Below are 8,056 nucleotides of genomic sequence, written 5' to 3'. Positions count from 1 at the left end.
GGTTACATTCCGAACCCGGAAGCTAAGCCTTACAGCGCCGATGGTACTGCAGGGGGGACCCTGTGGGAGAGTAGGACGCCGCCGAACAATCATTCACAGAGAACCCCCATCCGGGAAACCGGATGGGGGTTCTTTGCGTTGTGGAGTACGGCCTGGCGCTCGGGGTGGGCAGGGCTCCAGCCACTGAGACCCGGCGGAAACTAGGCTCTGTCGGGAAGGGGGGCCTCGTCGGGCTGACCATGTGTCGCGCGGGCCGTGTCGTGGCTCGACCGTCGAGTGCGCTCCGCCCATGCGGCCACCGCCGGGCCTGCCGCGCCCAGAGCCGCGAAGAACGCGCCGAGCAGCAGCCAGCCTGCGTGTCCGAGTCCGAGGACCGCTGTCGTGAGGACCGCCGGAGCCAGGGCCTGGCCGGCGTCGAAGCCGATGCCGAAGAGGCCCTGGTACTGCCCCTGGGCGTGGTCGGGGGCGAGGCCGAAGCCGAGCGCGAAGCCGCCGGAGGACTCCCATACCTCTCCGAGACTGTGCACGCAGACGGCGAGGATGGCGAGCCCCGGCGCGATCCAGACCGGAACGTCCGCGGTCAGGGCCATCAAGGGGCAGCTGACCAGGAAGAGCAGCCCCGCGAGGCGGAACGCCCGGCCGCCCTGGCGCGGCGTTTCCACCCGGGAGCCGATCCTGCTTTGGAGCAGCACGCATACCCCGCTGTTGACCGCGTAGACCGCCGCCACGGTCCAGCGGGGCGCTCCGGTGTGGGCGGAGAGCCAGATCGGCAGCAGCAGGGAGACGGTCTGGTACTGCAGGCCCATCGCGCCGTAGAGCGCGACGAAGGACACGAACGGCCGGTCGGACAGGACGGCCCAGCGGTGGTGGTCCTTGGGCCGGGGCAGGGGCTGGTAGTTCGGGACGCGGATCAGGACGATCAGGCCGGCGCAGGCAAAGCTGGCGGCGTTGGCGAGGATGAGCGCGGTGTACGCCGGGCGGGTGTTGGCCGAGACGGCGAAGGCGGCGCCGAGGGTGCCCAGGACCACGCCGAGGTTGACGAACGTGCGGAGTTTCGCCCTGAACGCGGCCGGGCGTTCGCCGCTGGCACGGGCGATGAGCGCACCGCCTGCGGCGCCGCTCGCCGTTGCTGCCAGCCGGTCCAGGGTGGCGATGAGCGTGAACGTGAGCCAGCCGTGGATGAAGACGAAAGCGGCCATCGTCGCGGCCTGCATCGCGAGGGCCGTCAGCCAGACCGTGCGCGGCCCGTACCGGTCGGCCAGGTTCCCGGCCGGGATCCCGGCCAGCAGCCCGACCAACCCGGCGATCGTGAGGCCGATACCGACCCGTGCGGCGGGCAGGTGCACCACCAGCGTGAAGTAGAGCACCGCGGCGGTGTTGAACAGCCCGTTGCCCACCCGGCTGACGAAGTTCGCGACGATGAGAGCGCGCTGCGGGCCGCCTGGCCCCAGCAAGCTGGATATCCGGAGCTTGGGGTCCTTCCCGATCATGCGGAAGAGGCTAGCAACACCCCCGTACGCTCCAAGTGGTCTTGTACGGAGGGAGGTTCAGAGCCGGCCGGCGGCCTTGAGCGCGAGGTAGGTGTCCGCGAGGGCGGGGGCGAGCTGGGTGGGGGCGGCGTCGAGGACGGTGACGCCGTGGCGGGTGAGGCGCTCGGCGGTGGCGCGGCGGTCGGCGCGGGTCTGTTCGGCGGCGGCGGCGCCGTAGACGGCTTCCAGGGTGCCGCGGCCGGCGGCGAGGGCGTCCAGGTGCGGGTCGGCGACGGAGGCCAGGACGACCTCGTGGCGCTTGGTGAGCAGCGGCAGCAGCGGGCGCAGGCCGTCCTCGACCGGGGCTGCGTCGAGGCCGGTGAGGAGGACGATCAGGGAGCGGTGCGGCGCCATCTTCAGGGCCGTGGAGACCAGCGAACGCATGTCGGTTTCGTGCAGGGCCGGTTCCAGGGAGGCCATCGCGTTGGTGAAGGCCGGCAAGATCTCACTGGCTGAGCTGCCGGCCACCGCGACGCGCTTGCGGGCGTCGTGGGCGAGCAGGTCGACGCGGTCGCCGGCGCGGGTGGCGAGGGCGGTGAGCAGCAGGGCGGCGTCGAGGGCGGCGTCCAGGCGCGGGGCGTCACCGACCCGGCCGGCGGAGGTGCGTCCGGTGTCGAGGACGATGAGGATGTGCCGGTCGCGTTCGGGGCGCCAGGTGCGGACGGCGACGGTGTTGCGGCGGGCGCTGGCCCGCCAGTCGATGGAGCGGACGTCGTCGCCGGGCAGGTACTCCCGCAGGGAGTCGAACTCGGTGCCCTGGCCACGGGTCAGGACCGAGGTGCGGCCGTCGAGTTCGCGCAGTCGGGCGAGTCGGGAGGGCAGGTGCTTGCGGCTGGCGAACGGGGGCAGCGCGCGGACCGTCCAGGGCAGGACGTGGGATCCCTGACGGCCGGCCAGGCCGAGCGGGCCGAGTGAACGGACCGTCACCCGGCGGGCGTGGTGGTCGCCGCGGCGGGTCGGGGTGAGCACGGTGACGGCTCGTCGCCGCTCACCGCCGGGGACGAGCAGGGTGTGCCGGGAGGCGGCCTCGGCGGTGCCGGGCCGCCACGCGGACGGGGCCCAGGCGTCGCGGATCCTGGCTCGGAGGGGGCGCCCGGAGGGGTTGGTGACGGTCAGTTCGACGGAGGCGGGTTCGCCGAGCCGGACGGTGGTGTCGCCGCCCCGGCCGAGCCGCAGGCTGCGGACGGGGGCGGCGAGCGCCAGGTCGATCACGGCGGCGAGCAGGACCGTGCCGGTGACGAGGCCGATCCCGGCCCAGGACGGCAGCAACAGGCCCACGACGAGCGTGCCGAGCGCGGCGAGCAGGGCGGTTCGCCCGGTGAGGGCCATGCGGTGCGCTCCTTAGGGAACGGGCGGTGGTTCAGCGGGGGGCGGGCGTCTGGGCGAGGACGGCCTGGATGACGGAGTCGGCGGTGACGCCCTCCATCTCGGCCTCGGCGCGCAGCGCGACGCGGTGCCGCAGGGTGGGCAGGGCGAGGGCCTTGACGTCGTCCGGGGTGACGTAGTCGCGGCCGGCGAGCCAGGCCCAGGCGCGCGAGGCCGCGAGCAGCGCGGTGGCACCGCGAGGCGAGACGCCGATGGACAGCGACGGGGACTGCCGGGTGGCCCGGCAGAGGTCGACGATGTAGGCGAGGACCTCGGGGGAGACGGTCAGCTCGGCGATCTGCGCGCGGGCGGCGGCGACGTGCGCGGGCCCGGCGACCGGGCGGACGCCGGCGGCGGCGAGGTCGCGGGGGTCGAAGCCGGCGGCGTGCCGGGAGAGGACCTGGAACTCCTGGTCGCGGTCGGGCAGCGGCAGGACGAGCTTGAGCAGGAAGCGGTCCAGCTGGGCCTCGGGCAGCGGGTAGGTGCCCTCGTACTCGACCGGGTTCTGGGTCGCGGCGACCAGGAACGGGACGGGCAGCGCGCGCGGCACGCCGTCGACGGTGACCTGGTGCTCCTCCATGGCCTCCAGCAGGGCGGCCTGGGTCTTCGGCGGGGTGCGGTTGATCTCGTCGGCGAGCAGCAGGTTGGTGAAGACCGGGCCGGGCTGGAAGGAGAACTCGGCGGTGCGGGCGTCGTAGACGAGGGAGCCGGTGACGTCGCCGGGCATCAGGTCGGGGGTGAACTGGATGCGCTTGGTGTCCAGGCTGAGCGCGGTGGACAGGGTGCGGACCAGCAGGGTCTTGGCGACGCCGGGGACGCCTTCCAGCAGGACGTGGCCGCCGCAGAGCAGGGCGACGACGAGGCCGGTGACGGCGGCGTCCTGGCCGACCACGGCCTTGCCGATCTCGGCGCGCAGGGCGGTGAGCGCCGCGCGCGGGTCGGTGGCGGTGTCGGGGGTGCCCGGGGTGGCAGCCGCCGCGCCGGGGGTGCTGGAGGGGGTGGCGGTGGCCTGTTCGGTCACGGGTTCCGTACCTGCCTTTCGAGGGCGTCGAGGTCGTCGGCGAGCCGCAGCAGTGCGGCGTCGTCGGTCGGGGGCGGGCCGAAGAGGAGGGCCCGGACGTCTCCGGCGGGCTGCTCGGGGAGGCGGTCGGCCACGGCCGCGCAGAGGGTGTCGGGGTCGGGCTCGCCGGCCTGGAGCGGGACGCCCAGGGCCGGGGCGAGGCGGTGCGCGGTGGCCCGGCGCAGGGCCTCGGCGGCGCGGCCGCGGGCCTTGGCGCGGCGGTAGAGCCGGGCGCGGCCCTCGGTGGTCTCGGCGGCGCGGACCACCACGGGCAGGTTCTCGCTGATCACCGGGCCGAGTCGGCGGCCGCGCCAGAGGGCGGTCAGGACGGCGGCGACGGCGAGCTGGTAGCCGGCCCAGCGCCAGCCGTCCGGGACGTAGTCGCCGAAGGTCTTGTCCCGGGTGCCCTGGGCGAGCGGGGCGGTGTAGTCGGGCAGGTGCCAGGTGAGGTGGGGCTGGGAGCCGAGCAGGCCGAGGGCGAGCGCGGCGTTGCCGTCCTTGGCGAGTTCCTCGTTGTGCAGGAAGGCGCCGGTGCCGAGCACGATGACGTCGCCACCGACGGCCGGGGTGCTGACCAGCGGGTAGCCGTGGCCGCGCGGGTAGCAGCCCTCGCCCCGGCTTCCGTTGGTGTAGAGCATCCCGCCGATGCCGGCGGTGCCGGCCCGGACGGCCTCGGTGAGCGAGCACTGTGCGGCGGTGCTGCGAACGGAGGCGTAGGGCGGGCCGCCGTCCTCCTCGGAGGAGCGGATCCCGGGGGCCAGGGCGCTGAGCGCGGCGGGGCCGGGGGCGATGAGGACGAGCCGGCTGTGCCGGGCGGCGGCGACGGCGCGCAGTTCGGCGGGGCTGAGCAGGTCGGGCTCGGGCAGGACAAGGGTGTCGGCGCCGGTCGGGTGGCCGGTGGGATCGGTGGTGAGGTCGGTCTTGAGGCCCTGGTGTTCGAGCAGCGCGAGGACGGCGTGGGCGCCGTCCCGGTCGTACGAACGGGGGTCGAGCGGCGGGTAGCGGCGGTCCTGGCCGATGGCGGCGACGGCGGTGGCGCCGATCAGCAGGACGGCGAGGACGACCAGGTACCAGCGGGCCCGGCGCCAGAGGCCGCGGCCGGTCAGGGCGAGGCTGGTCGTGGCCGTCCCGGCGGGGTTGGTCGCGGTCGTCCCGGCGGGGCCGGGACTGGGGCCGGCGGGGGGCGGGCTGGTGGGCCCGGCGTCCGCGGGCGACCGGGGGGCGGGTGGCGCGGGGGTGGTGCCGGTCATGCCGCTCCTCCCAGGGCCGGGCGGGCGCGTTCCAGGGTCCGGTCGAGCTCGTGCAGCAGCTGGTACGCGGCCTGGTCGGCGGTGCGCTCGCCGTAGGCGATGTCGTCGAAGGTCCGGGCGGCGGCGGCCAGGGCGGCGGCGTGTTCGGGCAGGGCCCGGCCGGCCTCGGCGGCGGCCTCGTCGGCGGTGCGGCCGGGGCGGATGTCGAGCAGGGTGCGCTCCTCCAGGGCCCGGACCAGGGCGCGCATCTGCTCGCGGACGGCCTCGGTCCAGTGCCCGGCGGCGGCGTGCCGTTCGGCGTCGGCCCGGTACTGGCCGGCGCTGCGCGGGCCCTCGACGCCGTAGACGCCGAGGACGGTGCGGGCCGCCCGCCGGGGCGCGCCGAGGCGCCACCAGAGCGCGGCGCCGATCAGCAGGGCGACGATCAGGAAGAGCACCAGGCCGGTGGTGCCGCTGGTGCCGTTGCCGGAGATGGCGTCGAGCGCGCCGGTGATCCGGTCGTTGAGCCAGGTCATGACCCGCTCCAGGACGGTCGGGTCGTGCTTGTGGTAATCCGCGTTGAGCAGCTCGTCGCGCGCGGCGTCGCGCGCCGGGTCACGTGGGACGGTGACCGGGGCGCCGCCCGCGGCGAGGAGCCTGTCCCCCCAGGTAGGCATCCGGTTCAGCGCCTCGCGGGGGTTCGGCCGGACTGGTCGCCCCAGCCGGCGGTGCCGGGCTCGGTGGAGCCGGCGGCGCGGGCGAGTTCGATGTCCAGGGCCTCGCGGCGGATCCGCTGGTCGACGTAGATCAGGACGCCGAGGGCGGCCCTGAAGGGGATGGTGAGGGTGGCGGCGATGATGCCGGCGATCGCGGTGGTGATCAGCATCGCGGTGGGCTGGTCGGCCGCGCTGTTGACGTCGACCTGGCTGTTGAAGTCGCTGAAGCCGAGGACGAGCCCGACGAAGCGGAACGGGATCGCGATGACCATGGCGACGATGAAGGTCAGCACCTCGCCGAGCAGGGAGATGCCGAAGATCCGCCACCAGGAGCCGCGCACCAGGCGTCGGGAGCGGGACAGCGCGGTCAGCACGCCCTGCTTCTCCAGCATCAGGGCGGGGGCGGCCAGGCTGAACCGGATCCACAGCCAGAGGCCGACCGGGATGGTCAGGAAGCCGACGAGGAACAGCAGGGCCGCCGTCCCGGACGCGCCCGCCGAGCCGGTGGAGTAGAAGTACCAGGGGCTGAAGCCGAGCAGGACCACGCCGCCGGACATCAGGCCGGTGAGCACGGTCAGCCCGAGCAGCTGCAGCAGCCGGGGACGGGCGTCGCGCCAGGCGTCCCCGGCGGTCGCGGACTGCCCGAGGACGGCGCGGCTGACGACCATGGTGAGCAGCGCGGTGGCGACCACACTGACCAGCACCGTCAGCGGCATCGAGGCCAGCATGATCGTGACCTGGGTGGCGGCGCCGGTCTTGCCCTTGATCAGCAGGTTGGCGGCGACGTTGCCGGCCTGCTCGATGACGGCGATGCCGAGGGAGAGGGTGAGCGCCGTCCGCCAGTGCTTGCGGATGGTGGCGACGGAGCCGTCGAGGAGTTCGCCGAGTCCGAGCGGGCGCAGCGGGATGACGCCGGGCTTGGGGCTCTGTGGAGCCCCCCAGCCGTACGGGTGGGGGCCGCCGGGTGCCTGCTGGCCCCAGCCCGGCCGGCCGGGGGCGGGTGTGCCCTGGGGTGGTGCCGACGGCCCGGGCACGGCGGCGGGCGCGTCGGCCGGGGGCCGGGCGTCGTCGCGGGGCGGCTCGGACGAGCCGGGCGAGGCCCAGCCCGGAGTGTCGGTCATCACTGCTCCTCGGAGGGGCGTCACGGGCGCGGTTCCGGGCGGATCTTTCGCCCGCGCGCAGCGCCCATCGTGCCATGGGGCCAGGAACGGCCCCATGGGTATCCGGTCGCTGATCGGAAACGGGGGCGCTCCGGTGACCGGGCGGTGGGCCGCGGACGGTTCGAAGGCGTTCCGGCGGGGTGTATTCGCCCGGTATGGCCGGAATTAACCGGCTGGGGGAGTTGGCCGTTGTGGAGCATTGGCACTGCTGTGCGGCAGGTCACAATCCGGTAATGAGAGGATGGACTCATGAAGGGACGCGTCCTCGTCGTTGATGACGACTCCGCACTGGCCGAGATGCTCGGCATCGTGCTGCGGGGTGAGGGTTTTGAACCGTTTTTCGTCGCGGATGGGGACAGGGCGCTAGCCGCGTTCCGGGAGACCAAGCCCGACCTGGTCCTGCTGGACCTGATGCTGCCCGGTCGGGACGGCATCGACGTCTGCCGGCAGATCCGGGCGGAGTCCGGCATCCCGATCGTCATGCTGACCGCGAAGACCGACACGGTCGACGTCGTGGTGGGCCTGGAGTCGGGCGCCGACGACTACGTCACCAAGCCGTTCAAGCCCAAGGAGCTGGTGGCCCGGGTGCGTGCCCGGCTGCGCCGCGCCGAGGAGCCGACGCCCGAGCAGCTGACCATCGGCGATCTGGTGATCGACGTGGCCGGCCACTCGGTGAAGCGGGACGGCCGGGGCATCCCGCTGACCCCGCTGGAGTTCGACCTGCTGGTCGCGCTGGCCCGCAAGCCCTGGCAGGTGTTCACCCGCGAGGTGCTGCTGGAGCAGGTCTGGGGCTACCGGCACGCGGCGGACACCCGCCTGGTCAACGTCCACGTGCAGCGCCTGCGGTCCAAGATCGAGAAGGACCCGGAGCGTCCCGAGATCGTGGTGACCGTCCGCGGCGTCGGCTACAAGGCCGGACCCAGCTGACGTGACGCACCCGTCCGACCAAGCCCCGTCGGGTTCCGCGACCGACGGGGCCGACGCCGTTCGCGGGTCC

At 74.2% G+C, this 8,056-nt stretch carries 7 protein-coding genes and 1 rRNA gene; 2 read left to right on the top strand and 6 right to left on the bottom strand.

Annotated elements, in window-relative coordinates; all coding sequences use genetic code 11:
* Window positions 1-87, top strand: a 5S ribosomal RNA gene (gene rrf, locus P3T27_RS19555); the annotation flags it as partial.
* A gap of 113 nt (window positions 88-200) precedes the next feature.
* Here rrf and P3T27_RS19550 read toward each other — a convergent pair.
* The 6 genes from P3T27_RS19550 to P3T27_RS19525 all read right to left on the bottom strand — a co-directional run bounded on the left by P3T27_RS19550 (window position 201) and on the right by P3T27_RS19525 (window position 7,020).
* On the bottom strand, window positions 201-1,490 hold the full coding sequence (locus tag P3T27_RS19550) for an MFS transporter (RefSeq protein ID WP_280680175.1): 1,290 nt from the start codon (window positions 1,488-1,490) through the stop codon (window positions 201-203).
* A gap of 57 nt (window positions 1,491-1,547) precedes the next feature.
* On the bottom strand, window positions 1,548-2,858 hold the full coding sequence (locus P3T27_RS19545) for a DUF58 domain-containing protein (protein ID WP_280680174.1): 1,311 nt from the start codon (window positions 2,856-2,858) through the stop codon (window positions 1,548-1,550).
* Window positions 2,859-2,889: 31 nt separating this feature from the next.
* Window positions 2,890-3,810, bottom strand: a complete 921-nt coding sequence (locus tag P3T27_RS19540; protein ID WP_280680233.1) for a MoxR family ATPase — start codon at window positions 3,808-3,810, stop codon at window positions 2,890-2,892.
* 101 nt (window positions 3,811-3,911) lie between these two features.
* Window positions 3,912-5,204, bottom strand: a complete 1,293-nt coding sequence (locus tag P3T27_RS19535; RefSeq protein ID WP_280680173.1) for a DUF4350 domain-containing protein — start codon at window positions 5,202-5,204, stop codon at window positions 3,912-3,914.
* On the bottom strand, window positions 5,201-5,860 hold the full coding sequence (locus P3T27_RS19530) for a DUF4129 domain-containing protein (protein ID WP_280680172.1): 660 nt from the start codon (window positions 5,858-5,860) through the stop codon (window positions 5,201-5,203). Before P3T27_RS19530 ends, P3T27_RS19535 begins: the two co-directional genes overlap by 4 nt.
* A 5-nt stretch (window positions 5,861-5,865) precedes the next feature.
* The gene (locus tag P3T27_RS19525) at window positions 5,866-7,020 is read right to left on the bottom strand and encodes a hypothetical protein (RefSeq protein ID WP_280680171.1); all 1,155 of its coding nucleotides are present in this window, start codon (window positions 7,018-7,020) and stop codon (window positions 5,866-5,868) included.
* A gap of 288 nt (window positions 7,021-7,308) precedes the next feature.
* Between P3T27_RS19525 and mtrA the strand changes: the two genes are divergently transcribed.
* The gene (gene mtrA, locus P3T27_RS19520; protein WP_030247322.1) at window positions 7,309-7,986 is read left to right on the top strand and encodes an MtrAB system response regulator MtrA; all 678 of its coding nucleotides are present in this window, start codon (window positions 7,309-7,311) and stop codon (window positions 7,984-7,986) included.
* The last annotated feature ends 70 nt before the right edge of the window (window positions 7,987-8,056 follow it).

It is taken from the genome of Kitasatospora sp. MAA19 (assembly GCF_029894125.1).
GTDB lineage: Bacteria > Actinomycetota > Actinomycetes > Streptomycetales > Streptomycetaceae > Kitasatospora.
Note: the sequence above shows the minus strand (reverse complement) of the source record. Positions and strands in the feature narration are given on the sequence as shown.